This is a genomic window from Nitrosomonas sp., assembly GCA_031316255.1.
Lineage (GTDB): Bacteria > Pseudomonadota > Gammaproteobacteria > Burkholderiales > Nitrosomonadaceae > Nitrosomonas.
Genome location: JALDQW010000001.1, coordinates 1348033 through 1366846, shown reverse-complemented (window position 1 = coordinate 1366846; position 18814 = coordinate 1348033). Strand labels below are relative to the sequence as shown.

The window sequence follows — 18814 nt, the reverse complement described above, 5'->3', positions numbered from 1 at the left end:
TGTATTGTTCATTTTATAGCTTACTCAGTATATCATCCAATTGATCCAGGCTTGTGTAATGAATGACAACATTGCCACATCCTTTTTTACCGGATTTAATGACGACCTGCGCACCCAGTCTTTCTGAAACAGCTTCCTGCAGCGCCAAAATGTCACGGTCTGTTTTTTGAGCTTGACGAATCGCTGGCTTATTGTGCTGCTGAATCAGTTTTTCGGTTTCACGCACCGAAAGTTTTTTCAGCACAATCATATTGGCAATTTTGATTTGCTGATCAGGTGTCAATGCAAGCAGGGCGCGGCCATGGCCCATGTCGATTTTACCCTGCATCATGAGCGCCTGTACCGGTTCAGACAAATTCAACAAGCGCAAAAGATTGGTTACCGAACTGCGCGAATTGCCCAGCGCTTCTGCAGCAGTCTGATGCGTCATACCAAATTCATCAATCAGGCGTTGAATACCCATAGCTTCCTCAAGCGGATTCAGATTTTCGCGCTGAATATTCTCAATCAGAGAAATTGCCAGTGCAGTGTCATCAGAAACTTCGCGGATGATCGCAGGCACTTCGTCAAGCCCTGCCAATTGGGCGGCACGCCACCGCCTTTCACCGGCGATGATTTCGTAATTCTCCACACCGATAGCGCGAACCAGTATCGGCTGCATGATGCCTTGCGACTTTATGGATTCGGCCAGTTGTGCCAGTGCTGTCTGGTCCATGTTGGTGCGAGGCTGGTATTTGCCGGGTTTAAGCGATGTAATATCAAGATCCTGCAACTTGTCAGGGGTCATTTCACTGGCCTCATTACTTGAAAGCAATGCATCCAGGCCTCTTCCCAAACCCTTAAGTTTTGCCATAGTTTTTTCCTTACATAGTCTGTTTCTGGTCAATCAAACATTGAGCACTTCATTTGCCAGTTCGAGATATGCCTTAGCGCCTTTTGATTGTCTGTCGTGATAGAGCACAGGAATACCAAAGCCCGGCGCTTCGGCCAATCGTATATTTCTTGGAATAACGGTACGATAGACTTTGCTGCCAAAATGTTGCTGCAATTGATCAGAAACCTGTTGTGCAAGAATATTTCTTGGATCAAACATGGTGCGTAACAATCCTTCAATACGAAGCCTCGGATTAAAATTCGCTCGTACTTTTTTTATTGTATTGACCAAGTCGCTCAGTCCTTCCAGCGCATAATACTCACACTGCATTGGAATCATGACTGCATGCGCAGTACATAACCCATTGAGCGTCAAAAGATTGAGTGCCGGCGGGCAATCTATAATGATGAAATGGTATTCTTCTTCTATTTGGGATAGCGCCGATTTTAACCGCATTTCTCTTTTGGGAAACGTTACCATTTCAACTTCAGCACCCGCCAAATCGCGGTTTGAAGGAATCAGATCGTATTTGGTTTGTAAATTTTTAATGCGGACAGAGCTGATCTCTATTTCATTGAGCAAAACCTGGTACACAGTTTGTCGCACAGTCTGTTTATTGGTTCCGCTGCCCATTGTTGCATTTGCTTGTGGATCAAGGTCGATCAATAAAACTTTCCTACCGGCCGCAGCGAGGCTTGCGGCCAGATTAACGCTTGTCGTTGTTTTACCCACACCACCTTTTTGATTGGTAATTGCCAGAATTTTTGTCAAGTCTGTCACTCCTGATCTTCTGCGACAGGTTTTGTCGATTGCCGGATGATTATCAACTCCCGCTTTGCAGAAAGACCCGGAACAATTAGCGGCACAGTGTTTTCAACAAAAAAGGGAGTTGTAACCTCAGTAAGTTCTTGCACTGCACAATTGCTTTTCATTGCGATCCATCGGCATTGATTATTCTGCGATGAAATCAAATGCCGCGTCGATTGTATAAAAGTGCCCAGACTTGCATAGGCCCTGCAAACAATTGTGTCAATATTTACTTTAATTGACGTGTTTTCAATACGTTGTGGCATGATTGCTATGTTATCAAGTTTAAGTTCAATCTTAACTTGCTGTAAAAAAGCCGTCTTTTTTTGATTACTTTCAATCAATATCACCTGCCAGTCTGGCCGTGCAATAGCGATGGGTATTCCAGGCAACCCTGCACCTGTACCGACATCTACGATCACCGGACCGTAGAGATGATTAATAACAGAAAGACTATCCATAATATGCTGGTGCAGCATATCTTCGACTGTCTTGATTGCCGTTAGATTATACCGTTTGTTCCATTTTTCTATCAGCATAAGATACTGAATGATTTGCTCCTGAGCCAGCAAATCATGCATGAGCGCAGGATTTTTTAAAGCAAACAAGCTCTGTTCTACTTGTTCGGACAAATTCATGCACGTTGTTTTTTGCTTGAGACATTAAATCCACGTTTAAGGTGCACTAGCAGCAAGGAAATTGCAGCGGGCGTAACCCCTGATATTCTGCTGGCTTGACCGATTGTTTCTGGTTTGTGCTGATTTAATTTTTGCTGTACTTCATTCGACAGCCCCTTAACTTGGAAATAATCAATATCTGCAGGTAATGCTGTTGTTTCGTATTGCAATTGCCGGCTAATTTCCTCTTGCTGGCGCTTGATATAGCCTTGATATTTGGTCTGAATTTCAACTTGCTCGGCAACCTGCGGCGCAACCCCCTTCGGCGCCAGTCCGGGTAGCGACATCAGATTGGTATAAGTGACATTTGGCCGTCTTAGCAGTTCTGTCAGTGTATATTCATGTTCAATCGCTTTACCCAAGACTGGTATTAATTGATTTTCAGGAATTGTGTCTGGAAAAATGCGAATACTGTCAAGCCGTACTTGCTCTTTTTCTATGGCTTCTCGTTTCAGAACATACGTTTCCCATCTTTCATCATCGATCAGTCCCAGTTTTCTGCCGATTTCAGTCAAACGTTGATCTGCATTGTCTTCGCGTAATTGCAGACGGTATTCTGCGCGGCTGGTAAACATCCGGTAGGGCTCCGTTACACCGGATGTAATAAGGTCGTCAACAAGAACACCGATATACGCTTCATTTCTTTGTGGGCACCAGCTTTCTTTCTGTTTCGCGCTCAATGCAGCATTAATTCCTGCCAGTAAGCCCTGCGCGGCGGCCTCTTCATAACCGGTGGTGCCATTAATCTGTCCGGCAAAAAACAAACCGCTTATCGTTTTGGTTTCCAGCGAGCGCTTCAGGTTTCTTGGATCGAAATAATTATATTCAATCGCATAACCGGGTCGAGTAACGTGTGCTTTCTCAAGACCGGCGATTGAATGAATCATTCTGACTTGGTAGTCATAGGGCAGGCTTGTAGAAATACCGTTTGGATAGATTTCATGTGTATCGAGACCTTCGGGTTCAAGGAAAATGGAATGACTTTCCCTGGAAGAGAACCGTACTACTTTGTCTTCGATCGATGGACAGTATCGGGGACCTACACCTTTAATTTTACCGGTATATAATGGCGACTCGGAAAGCCCTTCATGTATAATTTCATGCGTATTTGTATTTGTATTTGTAATCCAGCACGACACCTGCTGCGGGTGTTTGACCGTATGGCTCATAAATGAAACTGTGGGCGTGGGCGAATCACCGGGTTGTTCCTTCAACTTTGTGTAATCGAGGCTACGGCCATCAATACGTGGCGGCGTTCCGGTTTTCAGCCTTCCAACCGGGAGATTCATGCCGTTCAAGCGGTGCGCTAGCGTAGTTGCAGGCGGATCGCCCGCTCTTCCTGCTTTGAAATTTGTTTTACCGATATGCGCCAGTCCGGCCAAAAAGGTACCAACCGTCAAAACAACACCATGCGCATAATACTTAATACCAAGTTGCGTCACAACACCGCTTACCCGATCATTTTCAAGAATCAAATCATCGACAGCCTGTTGTATTACCCAGAGATTAGCTTGATTTTCTATTCTTTTACGTATGGCCTGTCGGTATAAAACTCGATCTGCCTGTGCGCGTGTTGCGCGCACCGCTGGACCCTTGCTTGAATTGAGCACGCGAAACTGAATACCAGCCTCATCTGTCGCAAGACCCATTACTCCACCTAATGCGTCAACTTCCCTGACCAGGTGACTTTTGCCGATTCCGCCAATTGATGGATTGCACGACATTTGCCCTATTGTTTCGATATTATGCGTAAGTAAAAGCGTTTTGCATCCCATGCGCGCAGCTGCCAGCGCGGCCTCTGTCCCTGCATGGCCACCACCAACAACAATAATGTCAAAATTTCGTTCGTTCATTCAACCAGATATACCGTAAAGTGATTTCCGTTTTAATATATTCGAGCCGGTATGTTTCACGTGAAACAATTTTAGTGTGTGAGTTGAAAATCTCCAGTCCGGATAAATTAAAAAGCCGGCTATTTAGTCAAAAAACCGGCTTTCAGATTAATTGAATTGCCGTTTAATGCAAACGGCAAACTGATCAAGTTAATAATGCACGTTAGTCATCGTTCTGCGCGCCAAAATAAGCATATGGTTTGTGCGCCACAGTCGATTCTTTAAACCGTTTTTGCTCTTCCTTGTTGAGAGACTTGTCCCACCAAACACTTCTGGCATCCAGGCGTTTTTGTTGAAGTTGCGGATTCTTTTCCAGAAACTCACGCATAAATTTAGTATGATCAGATTCGTAGCTATAATCCATAATTTTTCTCGTCGTTCAAAATAATTCTAGAACGCACTTTATCATACTATCAACTTGCAATACAGTATCAGATACTAAATCGATATGCTCGCTTTTAAAAACCAATTCAAAAGTTTGAGCGAAGAATGCAACACAGGGGAGAATCAAACAAAAAACGAGCAGACTAGAAATATGTTAGCCTCTAGTATCTCTGTAATTTTGTTATAAATTCTGAAAAAGGTAAGGGAAACTGTTCTTCCAGTTTGAGTGCATTTTTTTTGATGGATTTCCAGGAATGTTTTCCAGGGTTGTTCTTAAACGCAAAAACAATTAGATTCCCTTTGATTTCCGCCATCATGGCTAAAATATGACCGCTAAAACTATGCCCAATCCGCTGCAAGTAGGTTTTAAGCTGTTTGTCGCGACTGAGCAAATTTACCACCAGAATGCCGTTTCTATTTAAAGCACGACATGTTGCTGCGTAAAATTCCTGACTGCACAAGGATGGGGCCTGATAGTCATCATCAAAACCGTCAACCATGATAATGTCAGCTGTCTCCGGATGCTCGGCAATATATTGATTACCTTCAGCTGTAATGATTTCAAAACGTTCATTTTCATCCGGCAATTCAAAAAACTGAAATGCTGCGGTAATCACCTGTGGGTTGTTTTCGATGGTTGTTATCCAAGTGTCCGTCATATGATGATAGATAAACTTGGCCAGGGATCCGCCGCCCAGGCCGATCATTAATATCTTCTCGGGTTTGGGGTGAAACAATAAAAATCCCATCATACACTGCGTATATACCAACTCCAGTGCATTAGGCGCCGAAATCCGCATTGCGCTTTGCACCATCGTGCCGTTTAAATGCAAGGCACGTATACCTTCTTGTTCACTGATGATCACTTCAGGATTGTTGCACAATCTTTTTTTTGTCAATTTTGCCATTGTTTAAATTGCTGATTTAACGCGTATGCATAAATTCAATCCAACTTCGTCGCTAAAAATGCTCTCTGTCTTCAAGATAGCGCCACTTGCCTTCGGGTAGATTGCCTAGCTCGACATGTCCAGTTCGTACGCGCTTTAATCCTGTGACTTGCAAACCGACCAATTCGCACATCCGGCGAATCTGACGTTTTTTGCCTTCGCGAAGAACAAAACGCAATTGATCTTTATTTTGCCAGCCAACTTTTGCGGGCTTCAAACTTTTTCCATCCAAACTCAAACCATAATTGAGCAACGCCAGTTGTTCTTCTGTAAGAGAACCAATTACTCTGACCAGATACTCTTTTTCTATCGATGAATCACTGCCTATCAACTGTTTGGCTATACGGCCATCCTGTGTAAATACAAGCAAACCCTGAGAGTCAATATCTAGCCGCCCTGCCGGCGCAAGATTTCTCAAATGTCCCGGTTTGAAATGCTTGCACGGCGGTTTATGGCAAAATTGTGTTTCCGGTCTGATTAACTGAATTGCCGGCCGATAACCCGGTTCGGGTTGTCCAGAAACATAACCTACAGGTTTGTTGAGTAAAATAGTAACTGATTGTGTTTGCTGTGTTTGCGCGGCATGATGCAGGGTAATCTTTTGCGATGGAAAAATTTTACTGCCGAGTTCAGAAATACACTTTCCGTCGACAAAAACCCAGCCGCGTTCGATATAACGATCTGCCTCGCGCCGGGAGCAGAAACCTTGTTCTGACATTAATTTAGACAAACGAATTTTTTCCATAAGTTTTAAACAAATCAATAACGGTCAGCGAATTATGCAAAATAACGTTATTATAGAGATTTTCAAAACCGGCGATTTATTTTTTGTACGAAATCACTCATGGAAACTATTGATATAATCTTGAATAAAGCACAACAACGCGCCAGAGAAATGGGATTGCCCTACAAAGGCGCATTGCTTCCGATGGAAGCGTATCGCATCCTGCAGGAATCCATTGACGCACAGCTGGTAGATGTACGTACCCGTGCAGAGCTGGATTGGGTGGGACGTGTTCCCGGCGCAAAAGAAATAGAATTGTGCGCTTATCCGGGTATGAGGCCAAATCCTGATTTTATAGGACAACTGGCTGAACATGTCGATAAGAAACGACCTGTTTTATTTATCTGCCGCAGCGGAGCGCGCTCAGGCCAGGCTGCTGAAATTGCGACTGGCGCTGATTTTAAGGAAAGTTACAATATTCTCGAAGGCTTTGAAGGTGACAAGGATGAAAAAGGACATCGTGGTAAAAAAGGTGGCTGGAAAGCAGCAGGATTGCCATGGGAACAAAACTAAAACAAATTTGATGAAGTATTTATAAATCAATTCGTTAAAATGCTTTAGAAGTAACCGGAATACTAAAATTATGATTAAAGCCGGAAACATAGAACACAGGCAATTTTAACCTGAAATCTTTATTTTAACGATTGCAGACACTTGGGCCATGTCGGTGCGTCCGGCAAGTTTGGGCTTTAACTGAGCCATAACTTTGCCCATATCCTGCATTCCATTTGCACCCGTTGACGCTATCGCTTCCATAATCAATGCATCAACTTCTTCATTCGTGAATGCTTTGGGCATATATGCGCTTAGTATATTGACTTCATCTTTCTCAGCGGTTGACAAGTCATGGCGTTTCGCGGCTTCAAATTGTGTAATTGAATCCCGTCGCTGTTTTAACATTTTTTCAATTACTGAAATAATGGCCGCATCATCCAGCTCAATACGCTCGTCTACCTCTTTCTGTTTAATTGCCGCTTGTAATAAACGAATGGTGTCGCGCTTTTTTGAATCGCCCGCGCGCATCGCAGCTTTCATGTCATCAGTAATGCTTTGTTTTAGACTCATGATGATAATTGACCTGCATCCGGCACAGATTCAGATTTAAGATGTTTAAGACGGATAACCATAAATGCGGCTATGGCTAGAAATTAAAATTCTAATAGAGTTTCGGCGGTAAAAGTTGACTACGGAGTCTTTTGTAGTTTCGCTTAACGGCTGCAGCCAGCTTGCGCTTGCGCTCTGCGGTTGGTTTTTCATAAAATTCACGTGCGCGCAATTCTGTAAGCAAACCGGTTTTTTCAATCGAGCGTTTAAAACGTCGCATTGCAACTTCAAAAGGTTCATTTTCTTTGACTTTGATCGTAGTCATAAATCTACATTATCTCCAAATTAAATAATATAAAATAGCAGTTATTAAATGATGTTCTGTTAGTTAAAAATTCCAGACGAAATCTGAGCACACCAAAACCTGCTATTGTACCACATTTTTTAAAAAAACCATTTTTCTCCATGATAATTCTGGGCATTGAAACGTCCTGTGATGAAACGGGTATTGCATTGTATGACACCACGCAGGGATTATTAAGTCATGCACTTTATTCTCAAATCAAAATGCACAGCGAATATGGCGGTGTTGTGCCCGAACTCGCTTCCCGGGATCATATCCGGCGTATCCTGCCACTGATTAAACAGGTATTGCATAGAGCACAGCTTCGGCTGGATGATGTTGATGCCCTTGCGTATACACAGGGGCCGGGGCTTGCCGGTGCATTATTGGTCGGCGCCAGTATAGGCGCGGCGCTTAGTTTCGTTTTAAAAATCCCCGTATTGGGAATTCATCACCTCGAAGGGCATTTGCTTTCGCCACTTTTATCCACGCCTTCACCACAGTTTCCCTTCATCGCACTGCTTGTATCCGGTGGCCATACGCAATTAATGCGGGTTGACGATGTCGGACAATACCGATTAATGGGTGAAACGGTGGACGATGCCGCTGGTGAGGCTTTCGATAAAACGGCAAAACTGCTCGGACTGGGTTATCCTGGCGGCGCAGCCTTATCAAGGCTTGCTGAACAAGGCCGCCCCGGGCAGTTTAAACTGCCTTGCCCCATGCTACATAGCGGAGATCTTAATTTCAGCTTCAGCGGCCTCAAAACAGCAGTGCTGACCTTGATAAACAAGCATGAAATGAACCCGCAAGTCCGTGCAGATATTGCATTGGCTTTCCAGCAAGCTGTTGTTACTGTGTTAACTGAAAAATCATTGGCTGCATTGTCGAATTCCAACCTGGGCCAGCTGGTTGTTGCAGGTGGTGTGGGTGCAAATCAGCAATTGCGCCGGCATCTTACAAAAAAAGCCACGTCAATCGGGGCGACCGTATTTTTTCCCCAATTGGAATTTTGTACCGATAACGGTGCCATGATTGCGTTAGCAGGCGCCCTGCGATTGCAAGCGACAAGCAAACTGGACGCTCTGTCAACGGGTAGCTTCACTGTACGCGCCCGGTGGGATCTATCCCAGACAAAACGCGGTTAAAGATCGAAAAGAAATCAGCGAGACGGTAAAAAAGTGAATTTACTTTTTTGCAATTAGCGATTCATATTTTGCACGTAACTGCACTTTACTTTCGACGACATCCGGATTGGTAATAATACAGTCAACCGGACAAACTTCCACGCACTGTGGAATGTCATAATGACCGACACACTCGGTACATTTTTTTGAATCAATTAAATAAATTTCCTCGCCTTGGGAAATAGCGCCATTCGGGCACTCCGGCTCACACACATCGCAATTGATACATTCATCCGTTATGATTAATGCCATTCTAGCCTCTGATACAGTGTTGTTATTTTAATATCTTACCGCGCAGGCGTTGCGCTACGACGGGATGAACAAATTTATCGGCTTTACCACCCAACAAAGCAATCTCGCGTACTATCGTTGCTGAAACAAACATATATTGTTCACTCGGAGTCATAAATAGCGTTTCGACATCCGGATACATGCTGCGATTCATCCCTGCCATTTGGAATTCATATTCAAAATCGGATGCTGCGCGCAATCCACGCAATATGATTCTGGCATTATGTTGTTGTAGAAAATCCATTAACAGGCCAGAAAAAGGAATGACTTCAACATTTGGGCAGTCAGACAGCACTTGTTCCGCCAAATCTACGCGCTCTTCCAATGAAAAAAACGGGCTTTTTCCGCTGCTGATGGCAACGGCAACAACGACATGATCAAAAAGGCGTGCTGCACGTCGAACAAGGTCTTCATGACCACGCGTAATGGGATCGAAGGTTCCCGGGTAAACGGCTTTATCCATGATTATCCAATCCTGGCTGCAATTCCAATAACTGATAATTCACATTACCTGCTTTTCCTTTTCGTCGTATCCACCATTGTTTATCAGGTGCCCAAGCATCCATTGCTTCCATATAAACCTGTCCGTACACATTGAGATGCGGCGGCAACTTAGGTAATAGCTTAGGCAATATATCCAGCCGGTAGGGCGGGTCAAGAAAAATAACATCAAATTGACGCGCATCAGTCGTTAAGAAAACCATGGCATCCATCCTCACCAATTCAATTTGGTCCGCATTTAATTTTTTCCTGTTCTCGAGCAGCGACTGAAAAACAACTGTGTCCGATTCTAACATTACCACCTGTGCGGCGCCACGTGATGCGGCTTCAAAACCCAGTGCACCGCTGCCGGCAAAAAGATCAAGACATCTTTTGCCATCAAGATTCTGTCCTAACCAGTTAAACACTGTTTCGCGAACCCGGTCGGGTGTGGGCCTCAAATCAGGGCGACGGGGAAAGGTAATGATGCGACTGCGCCAGTGTCCGCCAATAATACGTACCTTTCCCTGACTTAACGCCATATCATGTGCAGGTTTGTGATTTACTGCTCGACCGCGCCGACAATCACGGTCACCATATTTTCCGGGTCTATGCGGCGCTGAAAGGAATCCTTGATATGTGCCGTGGTAACTGCATCAACAGCTATTAGATAATCGTCGAGATAGGTTAAAGGCAGGTTATAAAAGCCAATCATGGCGAGATATCCCAAAATCTTCTTGTTACTGTCAAGCCTTAGAGGAAAACCGCCGATGATATTTTGCTTGGCGGCAATCAGTTCATCCTCGCTCGGGCCTTCCTTAATAAAATTTTTCAAAACGCTTTGTGTCAAGGCGAGTGCTTCTTCTGATTGTTCTTTTTTCGTTTGCAAGCCGATCTGAAATGGTCCTTTTTCACGCAGTGGAGAAAAGAAGCTGTAAACACTATAGGCCAGTCCTCTTTGTTGGCGAATTTCTTCCATCAGACGCGATACAAATCCGCCGCCGCCAAGGATATAGTTACCAACCAGCAACGGAAAGTAATCTGGATCGTTTCGGCGAATGCCGGGATAGGCGAGAAGTATATGGCTTTGTGTTGCAGGATGCGCAATTCTTTTAATTTCACCGACCGGGTTTTCAACGGGTGGCAAATGACTGTTTTTTGTATCTTTAGAAAGGTTTTCCGTCAGCGATTCCGCAATTATTGCAGCTTGCTGTTTGTTAATATCGCCGATGATGGCGACAACTGCATTACGTGCAGTATAGTAAGATTGATAAAAGGTGAGCAGATCTTTGCGTTGAATTTTTTCAACGGTTTCGATTTCCCCGGATTCGTTCAATCCATACGGGTGCTCATTGTAGAGCATCTTCATTAACGCTCGGTTGGCGATATAAGCCGGTTTGGTGCTCGATTCTTTGATACTTGCAATAATTCTGGTTTTCTCACGTTCTAGAACATCCTGTGGAAATTCCGGGTTTTGAACAAGACGAAAAAATATTTCCAGCGCTTGTAGACGCTCTCGATCGCTGCTTAATGTGCGCAGCGTCAAACCTGCACGGTCCTCATCGAAGTTTCCGCCCAGCTGAGCGCCAACATCGGCAAGTTCATTGGCAATTTCATCCTCAGATAACCCGCCGGCACCAAGGTTCAACAAATGCCGCGTCAAACTGGCAACACCTGATTTTTCTGGATTGTCTTTGCTGCTGCCCGCGCTAAATTCCACGCTAATGTCCAGTATAGGCAATTCACTGTTTTCCACGAAATAAACGCGTGCGCCTGAAGTTGTCTGCCAGGACTGTATAGACAATGATGCCGATAACGATTGCGAACAAATACAAATTAGTACAGCAAAAATACTGTGTTTTATGCGCATAAATTTTTCTCGTTGATTGTTAAGCATATTTAATGATTGGCTTACGGTTTAGCCGCTATTCCTGAGCCCCGATGTGACGCCGTTAATCGTTAAATGAATAGAGCGTTTTATCTCGTCACTGTCCTCGCCCGAGCGATACCGGCGTAGCAATTCAACTTGCAAATGATTGAGCGGATCAATATACGGTGTCCGGTTATGGATACTGCGCGCCAGTGTCGGATTATCCTCTAACAGCTCTTTATTTCCGGTTATGGCAAAAAGCCATTTTTTGCATCTTTTCCATTCTTCGAGGATACGTCCAAAAATTTGTTCCCGCAGAGTGGTATCCGTTACCAGTTCTGCATAACGCGAAGCAATGCCCATATCGCTTTTGGCCAGAACCATGTCCATGTTTGATAACAGGGTTTGCATAAACGGCCATGTTTGATACATTTCCTGCAGCAATTCCAATCCCGTACCCGTCTGATCGCCTTGTACAAAGGCCTCTACCGCATGCCCGAAACCATACCACCCGGGAATCATCGCACGATTAAGTCCCCAACTGAACACCCACGGAATTGCGCGCAAGTCTTCAATCTCGTCAGATGCCTTGCGGGAAGCAGGACGGCTGCCGATATGCAGGCCTGAAATTTCACGAATTGGTGTTGATTCCTGAAAAAATTGTTTGAAGCCGGGCGTCTCGAATACCAAGTTGCGGTACGCTGCATACGAATGTACAGCCAGTTTTTCCATTACCTGATAATAACGATTTGCATTATTGCCAAGCGGATCATGGCCTAATAAAGTGGACTCAATAGTGGCGGCCACAAGCGTTTCAAGATTGCGTCGGCCAATTTCCGGTTCGGCATACTTGCTGCTGATAACTTCACCCTGTTCGGTTACCCGTATCTGTCCATTAACGCTCCCGGGAGGTTGCGCTAGAATGGCCTGATAGCTTGGGCCGCCACCTCGGCCGACCGTACCGCCGCGTCCATGAAAAAGCCTGAGTTCGATGTTATGTTTGGCAAAAACCTTGGTCAATTCAATTTCGGCTTTGTAAATTTCCCAGTTAGACGTGATAAAACCGCCGTCTTTATTGCTGTCCGAATAACCCAGCATGACTTCTTGTACATTACCGCGCGAAACAAGCAGTTTTCTGTAATAGGGCAATGAAAACAGTTGATCCATAACTTTGCCGCAGCTGCGCAAGTCCGCGATGGTTTCAAACAACGGAATAATGTTTAAACCGAGATAAGGATTTTCTCTTGCATGTAATAGACCGACTTCTTTCAGCAATAAAGCCACTTCCAGCACATTGATAATATGTGTAGTCATGGATATGATGTAATTGGGTATTGCAGGGGAACCGAAGCGGCGATGAATTTCTGCCGCCATTTGCAGGATTCGTAATTCACCCTGCGTGGATTCCGAGTAATTCAGGTATGGCGAAAGCAGTGGGCGCGGACTGCTGATTTCAGTCAATAACCATTCAATACGTTCATCCTCTGTCATTTCCAGGTAATTCTGACGGTGAGTACCCAGTTCAAAAAGCTCGGCAACAACCTGCTCGTGAACCTTGCTGTGCTGACGCATATCTAATGATGCCAAATGAAAGCCAAAGACATCCGCTGCCCGGCGCAAGTTGCGCAGCGGACCGCGCGCAATCCAATTTGCCTTGTGCTGTTTAAGAGATTTGATGATAACGTCAAGATCATGTACAAATTCTGCGCTGTCAGCGTAAGGCTTCGCCGCATCGAACAAATCTTTTTGCTTGGGAAGGTGTCCGAGATGCTGGCAGGTCGCAATCAAGCGTGCGCCGATTCCGATAAATGCGCGACGGTAAGGCTCATCAATCCGACAGGCTGGAATATCGGGCGATGATGCCGCCAGTTCTTCCAGTTCATCGGTAATATTGACAAGACGCTCGGCCAGGCTCATGGTGTGACCGATTCTTTCAACTTCTTCAATGTAATAATCAAGCGCCAAGGCAGATTGCTGTTCCGCCGCATACAGCATAACCTGGTGCGTGACAAATGGATTGCCGTCCCTGTCGCCGCCTATCCAGCTGCCAATGCGTAGAAACGAGCTTATATTGGGCGCTTCGTCGCCCATATGGCGCTCCAGCAGATTTTCAATCTTTGCATAAATATAAGGTATCTGTGACAAAAACGTATAACTGTAATACGTCAGGCCATTATCGATTTCGTCATGAACGGATAAACGCACCGAGCGTAACATACGTGTTAGCCACAATACCTGAATCATTGCTCGCAGATTTTCATCATTTTGACGCAATTCATTCGGCGTCAACTGAGTCAATGCACGTTCTCTCAATAAACGCTCTATGGTCAGTTGACAATCCAGGATACTTTTGCGTTGAACTTCTGTTGGATGCGCCGTCAACACCGGTGAAACAACTGCTTTGGCAAAAAAATTGGCCAACGATTCACTGTCTATTCCATTTTCAAGTACGCGTTCCAATGCCCGCGTTACACTGCCGGATTGCGGCGGCGAGCCCGCGCAAAGATGCGCACGGCGGCGGCGATTATGATGCACGTCTTCGGCAATATTTGAGAGTTGGGAAAAATAACTAAAAGCGCGCACCACAACGATCGTTGCCCTGTTACTGAGTTCTGAAAGAATCCTGTCCAGCTCTCGACGCGCTTCAGGATCTTGTTCCCTGTGAAAGCGAATAGCAGTTTGCCGTATCTTTTCAACCAGATCAAAAGCAGTTTCTCCTTCCTGTTCGCGCAGGGTATCTCCCAGCATGCGACCTAACAAGCGAATATCTTCTCGAAGCGGTAAATCCTTATCCTCAGTGAATTTGTCCTCGAGAAAGTTTTCTAACCCTACAATATGCATAATGCCATTTGCCTCTAGTTTAAATTGTGTTGTCTATATTGCCTTAGAACCAGATTAGTACGCATTGAAGTTTGTCCACGCCAGCATGGGTCATGCTAGAATGCCTGTTAAACATATATTCAAAATTTTTGTTATTTTTATTATTTTTTTATTTAATGTCCAACGCATTTCAAATTCCGCAACAAATTATTATAGCTTCCCGAGAAAGCCTGCTTGCCATGTGGCAAGCCAAGTTCATACGGCAACAGTTAACCCAATTATACCCGCAAACAGAAATTAGCATACTTGGCATGACAACCCAGGGTGACCAAATACTGGATAAATCTTTATCAAAGATTGGCGGAAAGGGTCTTTTTATCAAGGAGTTGGAACAAGCACTTGAGGATGGGCGCGCCGATATTGCTGTTCATTCGATGAAAGACATGCCCATGATTGTTCCCGAAGGATTCGTACTTGCGGCCATTACCGAGCGCGAAGATCCGCGCGACGCATTTGTTTCCAATCAATACAAAAGCCTGGACGAATTACCGGAAGGCAGTATTGTGGGCACATCCAGTTTGCGGCGGGAAAGCCAGTTACGCGCGCAACTTCCCCATTTGGAAATCAAACCACTGCGTGGCAATGTGCAAACCCGGCTACGAAAACTGGATGAAGGACAGTATGCTGCCATCATTCTGGCCGCAGCCGGCTTAAAGCGTTTAGCGTTATCCGAACGCATTACTGCATTGCTAAGTCCTGAGAAAAGCTTGCCTGCAGTCGGTCAAGGGGCACTGGGAATTGAGTGCCGGGAAGATCGTGCTGATCTGGTTGCGATGCTGCAGCCACTGCACCATCAGGAAACAGCCTATTGTGTCAAGTCCGAACGGGCCATGAGCCGTGTACTGGGCGGCAGTTGTCAGATCCCACTAGGTGCTTTTGCCGAAATGACAAATCATGGGCTTAAGCTGCGCGGTTTTGTTGCCAGCCCCGATGGCAAGCAAATGGTCAACAATGAATTAATAGGCAAGCCTGAAGCCGGCGAAGACATGGGAAAAGAAATGGCACAAAACCTGATTGCCCAGGGTGCCGACAAAATTCTGGCCGCGATTGAAACAAATAGCGGTTGGTGACAATGAATCTGGAAACTAGGCCTTTGAACGGTATCAACATATTGGTTACCCGGCCTGAGCACCAGAGTTTTTTTCTGGCTGATAGTATTCGAAACCTGGGCGGTAATCCGGTTATTTTTCCAGTTTTGGAAATATCGGAGGTCAAGGACAAAGCACCGATACTTAAACTTTTCCAGCAACTGGAAGCATATGATATGGCCATTTTCGTCAGCCCGAATGCTGTTCATCATGCAATGCGGTTTATTCAGACACACCGCAAGTCACATCAAATATTACCTGCCCATCTGAAAATTGCTGCGGTCGGTAAAGGCAGCGCAGATGCGTTAAAGGAATATGGTGTTGGCCAGGTCATCATTCCAATTGATCGCTTCGACAGCGAAGCATTACTCGAGCTAGACGCATTACAACAGGTATCCGGAAAGCGCATCATTATTTTTCGAGGTAACGGCGGCCGGCCTGTGCTGGGTGATACGCTGAAGCAGCGCGGCGCATTACTCGACTATGCAGAATGCTATTATCGAGGCAAGCCCGATATCGACCCAAGTACAATAAGTCATTTAATTGCAAACTGGTCACATGGAAAAATAAATGCTGTTATTATCACAAGTACCGAAGGATTGCGAAATTTGTTTGACATAATTGGCTCATATGGCCAACAATTGCTGAAAATAACGCCTGTATTTACTGCGCATGAACGTATTGCACACAACGCACGAAAAGCCGGACTAAAAAATGTTGTGCATACGGCTTGTTCCGGAGATCGGGGTATACTGCAAAGTATGCAGGATTATTTTTGTGTCACCAAAGATTGAAATAATTTTGATGGTTTGAGACAGCTGTATTTATTCAAACCCTCAAACCAGGGAGCGTCAAAGAGTTGTTGATGGATTGATACGATAATGAAAAAGTTTGGACCAAAAATTCAGAATGCATAAAATATTGCGTCAATGATATAGGGATGGCAAAGGAATGATTGGCTCCAACATTAACAAGGAGAGGATATGAGACTGATACTTTGGGTGTTAGTACTATTTGCTGCTGCTGTCGTTGTCGCACTTGCTGTCGAAGAATATAGTAACGGTTCTATTATGGTAGAAGTACCGCCGTATGAAAAAATAGAGTTGTCACTCGATTATGCTATAGCGGGACTTGTCGCGGCATTGGCTGTTTTTTATTTTCTGGTTCGAATGTTGATCGGTTTATTCAACCGCCGCAACATCAGGGCTGAATCATTAATGCTGATGAGCATAAAAGCCTTTTTTGAAGGCGATTATGATCATGCCAAAAAAAGCGCGGCAAAAGGATTTAAATTGGCAAAAACACCGCTTGTCAAAGCAATTAATTCAGTAATCGCGACACGTTCGGCCCAAAATATTGCAGATGTTGCCACAAGAAATACGTTGCTGGAAAAGACAGATCAGGAACTCCAGGATGAACGGACGTTGCGGCTGGTTACCAAAGCCGAAATGCTGTTAAATGATGGCCGCCATATAGAAGCACTGGATGTTTTACAGGATTTATATACTTCGGGCGGTTTACAGCCAACCGCCGTACTGGAACTGGAACTGGAAGCACAAAAACAGGCCGGGAACTGGGATGCTGTTCTTGAGATAACCGCGGTACTAATACACCGCCATCCACTTAATAAAGCGCATTACGAAAAAATTAGACATGAAGTGCATCTGGAAAACTTCAGAATCAAGGCTTCAGATCTTGAATCGTTAAATAAATACTGGAATAGCTTGCCTGAGAATGAACAGAAAAACAGTCGTGTAGCTGCTGCCGCGACGCGTGCATACATTTCTCTAGGCGATTGCACGATTGCACATAAAATCGTTGAGCAGAATGTTCAGACAGACTGGGATGCCGAGCTGATTTCACTTTATGCAGAGTGCCTTAATTATCATGTCAGCAGGCAGATTGAGTGCGCAGAAGTCTGGTTAAAAGCGCAACCCAATAATGCGGGTTTACTTCTGACACTGGGTAAATTATGCACGCATTGCGAACTCTGGGGTAAAGCGCAAAGTTATCTTGAAGCCAGTCTTTCCGTTGAACCTACTTCAACCGCGCATTTTGCTCTGGCGCAGTTGAATGAAAAACTCGGCAAGCACGAATTGGCTATGGATCAATATAACAAAGCGCTTGAATTGACATTAAAGCGCGGTTGCCCGGGTTAATACTCACGTTGCGGTTCCCACTCACAAACAGATTAATTATTCACTATTTGTCGAGGGTGTAAAAACATCAGAAAAAAAGCCGTCTCTGGGCAGTTTGCGCATCGTCGTAAAATCCTGGTAAGCGGCTTTTACCATCACCGGGGAACCGCATGCATAAACCTGATGATTTTCAAGTGTCGTAAAGTCCTGCAAAACGGCCTCATGGACGAAGCCTTCTCTTCCACTCCAGTTGTCTTCTGGTAACGCATCGGATAATACCGGAACAAAAGTGAAATTGTCGTGTTGCTGATGCCATTGCTCGGCCAAGTCGATCAGGTAAAGATCGGCTTTGGTACGAACGCCCCAGTAAAGCGTCATATTCCGTTTGCTATGTTTATCAGTCTTGCTGGCTTCCTGGTAGAAAACATGTTCAAGTATGCTTTTGATCGGTGCAAAACCTGTCCCGCTGGCCAAAAAAATAATTGGGACATCTTCAGGTGTATCCCGCAAGAAAAATGAACCAAGCGGACCTTCAAAACGAAGAACGTCCTTCACTTTCATGCGCGTAAAAACATGCTCGGCAAACACACCGCCAGGATAGTTGCGTGCATGTAACTGCAGGACCTCATCATCATGTGGCGCATTGGCCAGTGAAAAACTGCGCCGTTTCCCGTCTTTGAGCAAAATGTCGATATACTGTCCTGCCAGAAACTGTAATCGCTGATTGGCCGGCAGCTTAAGGGAAATAATCATTACATCGGGTGCTACGCGGTCAAGCTGTTCGACACGGACAGGTAATGTTTTGATTTCAATATCCTTGATCGCGCTGATTTCGCGGCATTCAATGACTAGATCAGACACTGGAGAAGCACAGCAGAATAATGCCATGCCTGCCTGTTTTTCTTCTTCAGTCAGCGTCTCTTCGTTATAGCGGCCATAATCGACCGTGCCGGTTAAAATTTTCCCTTTACAGATGCCGCAGGAACCGTTACGGCATCCGTAGGGCAATGAAAAGCCTTCGCGCAGGGCTGATTGCAAAATAGTTTCGCCGGGTGCAGCATGCATCACATGCTCACTGGGCTTTATAATAATTTGATGCGACATGCGGTTGCTGAAGAATTAAACAAT

General features: G+C 45.0%; 20 protein-coding genes. 5 read left to right on the top strand and 15 right to left on the bottom strand.

All coding sequences use genetic code 11. The features are described 5' to 3' along the window. Positions 1–13 precede the first annotated feature (13 nt). The 7 genes from MRK00_06120 to MRK00_06090 all read right to left on the bottom strand — a co-directional run bounded on the left by MRK00_06120 (position 14) and on the right by MRK00_06090 (position 6326). Positions 14–853, bottom strand: coding sequence for a ParB/RepB/Spo0J family partition protein (locus tag MRK00_06120; GenBank protein MDR4516949.1), 840 nt, complete (start codon positions 851–853; stop codon positions 14–16). A 33-nt stretch (positions 854–886) separates the two neighbouring features. After that, the gene (locus tag MRK00_06115) at positions 887–1645 is read right to left on the bottom strand and encodes an AAA family ATPase (GenBank protein ID MDR4516948.1); all 759 of its coding nucleotides are present in this window, start codon (positions 1643–1645) and stop codon (positions 887–889) included. A 5-nt stretch (positions 1646–1650) separates the two neighbouring features. After that, positions 1651–2319, bottom strand: coding sequence for a 16S rRNA (guanine(527)-N(7))-methyltransferase RsmG (rsmG, locus tag MRK00_06110; protein MDR4516947.1), 669 nt, complete (start codon positions 2317–2319; stop codon positions 1651–1653). Further along, on the bottom strand, positions 2316–4211 hold the full coding sequence (gene mnmG / locus MRK00_06105) for a tRNA uridine-5-carboxymethylaminomethyl(34) synthesis enzyme MnmG (GenBank protein MDR4516946.1): 1896 nt from the start codon (positions 4209–4211) through the stop codon (positions 2316–2318). Before mnmG ends, rsmG begins: the two co-directional genes overlap by 4 nt. Positions 4212–4413: 202 nt before the next feature. Further along, the gene (locus MRK00_06100) at positions 4414–4614 is read right to left on the bottom strand and encodes a DUF3460 family protein (protein ID MDR4516945.1); all 201 of its coding nucleotides are present in this window, start codon (positions 4612–4614) and stop codon (positions 4414–4416) included. A 181-nt stretch (positions 4615–4795) separates the two neighbouring features. Further along, positions 4796–5542: a polyamine aminopropyltransferase gene (locus MRK00_06095; protein MDR4516944.1), complete on the bottom strand. Its 747-nt coding sequence runs from the start codon at positions 5540–5542 to the stop codon at positions 4796–4798. A 52-nt stretch (positions 5543–5594) separates the two neighbouring features. Beyond that, entirely contained in the window at positions 5595–6326 is a 732-nt protein-coding gene (locus MRK00_06090) for an rRNA pseudouridine synthase (protein ID MDR4516943.1), read from the bottom strand. A 99-nt stretch (positions 6327–6425) separates the two neighbouring features. Here MRK00_06090 and MRK00_06085 point away from each other — a divergent pair, with 99 nt between their 5' ends. Then, positions 6426–6878: a rhodanese-like domain-containing protein gene (locus MRK00_06085; protein ID MDR4516942.1), complete on the top strand. Its 453-nt coding sequence runs from the start codon at positions 6426–6428 to the stop codon at positions 6876–6878. A gap of 105 nt (positions 6879–6983) precedes the next feature. Here MRK00_06085 and MRK00_06080 read toward each other — a convergent pair whose 3' ends face one another. Together MRK00_06080 and rpsU are read right to left on the bottom strand one after the other, a co-directional pair. Beyond that, positions 6984–7430, bottom strand: coding sequence for a GatB/YqeY domain-containing protein (locus MRK00_06080; GenBank protein MDR4516941.1), 447 nt, complete (start codon positions 7428–7430; stop codon positions 6984–6986). A 91-nt stretch (positions 7431–7521) separates the two neighbouring features. After that, positions 7522–7734, bottom strand: a complete 213-nt coding sequence (gene rpsU / locus MRK00_06075; protein ID MDR4516940.1) for a 30S ribosomal protein S21 — start codon at positions 7732–7734, stop codon at positions 7522–7524. 140 nt (positions 7735–7874) lie between these two features. Between rpsU and tsaD the strand changes: the two genes are divergently transcribed. Then, a complete protein-coding gene (tsaD, locus tag MRK00_06070; GenBank protein MDR4516939.1) occupies positions 7875–8900 on the top strand; it encodes a tRNA (adenosine(37)-N6)-threonylcarbamoyltransferase complex transferase subunit TsaD in 1026 nt (341 codons plus the stop codon). 39 nt (positions 8901–8939) lie between these two features. Here the strand turns inward: tsaD and MRK00_06065 are convergent, their stop codons facing one another. The 5 genes from MRK00_06065 to ppc are packed head-to-tail and all read right to left on the bottom strand — an operon-like array spanning position 8940 to position 14421. Next, positions 8940–9191, bottom strand: a complete 252-nt coding sequence (locus MRK00_06065; GenBank protein MDR4516938.1) for a YfhL family 4Fe-4S dicluster ferredoxin — start codon at positions 9189–9191, stop codon at positions 8940–8942. A 22-nt stretch (positions 9192–9213) separates the two neighbouring features. Then, positions 9214–9693 carry a pantetheine-phosphate adenylyltransferase gene (gene coaD, locus MRK00_06060; protein MDR4516937.1) on the bottom strand — a complete coding sequence of 160 codons (480 nt, stop codon included), beginning with the start codon at positions 9691–9693 and terminating at the stop codon, positions 9214–9216. Further along, on the bottom strand, positions 9686–10252 hold the full coding sequence (gene rsmD, locus MRK00_06055; GenBank protein ID MDR4516936.1) for a 16S rRNA (guanine(966)-N(2))-methyltransferase RsmD: 567 nt from the start codon (positions 10250–10252) through the stop codon (positions 9686–9688). The genes coaD and rsmD overlap by 8 nt, the downstream gene beginning before the upstream one ends. Positions 10253–10272: 20 nt before the next feature. Further along, the gene (locus tag MRK00_06050) at positions 10273–11580 is read right to left on the bottom strand and encodes an insulinase family protein (GenBank protein ID MDR4516935.1); all 1308 of its coding nucleotides are present in this window, start codon (positions 11578–11580) and stop codon (positions 10273–10275) included. 48 nt (positions 11581–11628) lie between these two features. Beyond that, a complete protein-coding gene (gene ppc, locus MRK00_06045; protein MDR4516934.1) occupies positions 11629–14421 on the bottom strand; it encodes a phosphoenolpyruvate carboxylase in 2793 nt (930 codons plus the stop codon). A 155-nt stretch (positions 14422–14576) separates the two neighbouring features. Here ppc and hemC point away from each other — a divergent pair, with 155 nt between their 5' ends. From hemC to MRK00_06030, 3 genes are all read left to right on the top strand, one after another. Continuing rightward, positions 14577–15530 carry a hydroxymethylbilane synthase gene (gene hemC / locus MRK00_06040; GenBank protein ID MDR4516933.1) on the top strand — a complete coding sequence of 318 codons (954 nt, stop codon included), beginning with the start codon at positions 14577–14579 and terminating at the stop codon, positions 15528–15530. 2 nt (positions 15531–15532) lie between these two features. Further along, a complete protein-coding gene (locus MRK00_06035) occupies positions 15533–16342 on the top strand; it encodes a uroporphyrinogen-III synthase (GenBank protein MDR4516932.1) in 810 nt (269 codons plus the stop codon). 189 nt (positions 16343–16531) lie between these two features. Beyond that, on the top strand, positions 16532–17707 hold the full coding sequence (locus MRK00_06030; GenBank protein MDR4516931.1) for a heme biosynthesis protein HemY: 1176 nt from the start codon (positions 16532–16534) through the stop codon (positions 17705–17707). A 36-nt stretch (positions 17708–17743) separates the two neighbouring features. Here MRK00_06030 and MRK00_06025 read toward each other — a convergent pair whose 3' ends face one another. Then, on the bottom strand, positions 17744–18790 hold the full coding sequence (locus MRK00_06025; protein ID MDR4516930.1) for a CDP-6-deoxy-delta-3,4-glucoseen reductase: 1047 nt from the start codon (positions 18788–18790) through the stop codon (positions 17744–17746). Positions 18791–18814: the final 24 nt, after the last annotated feature.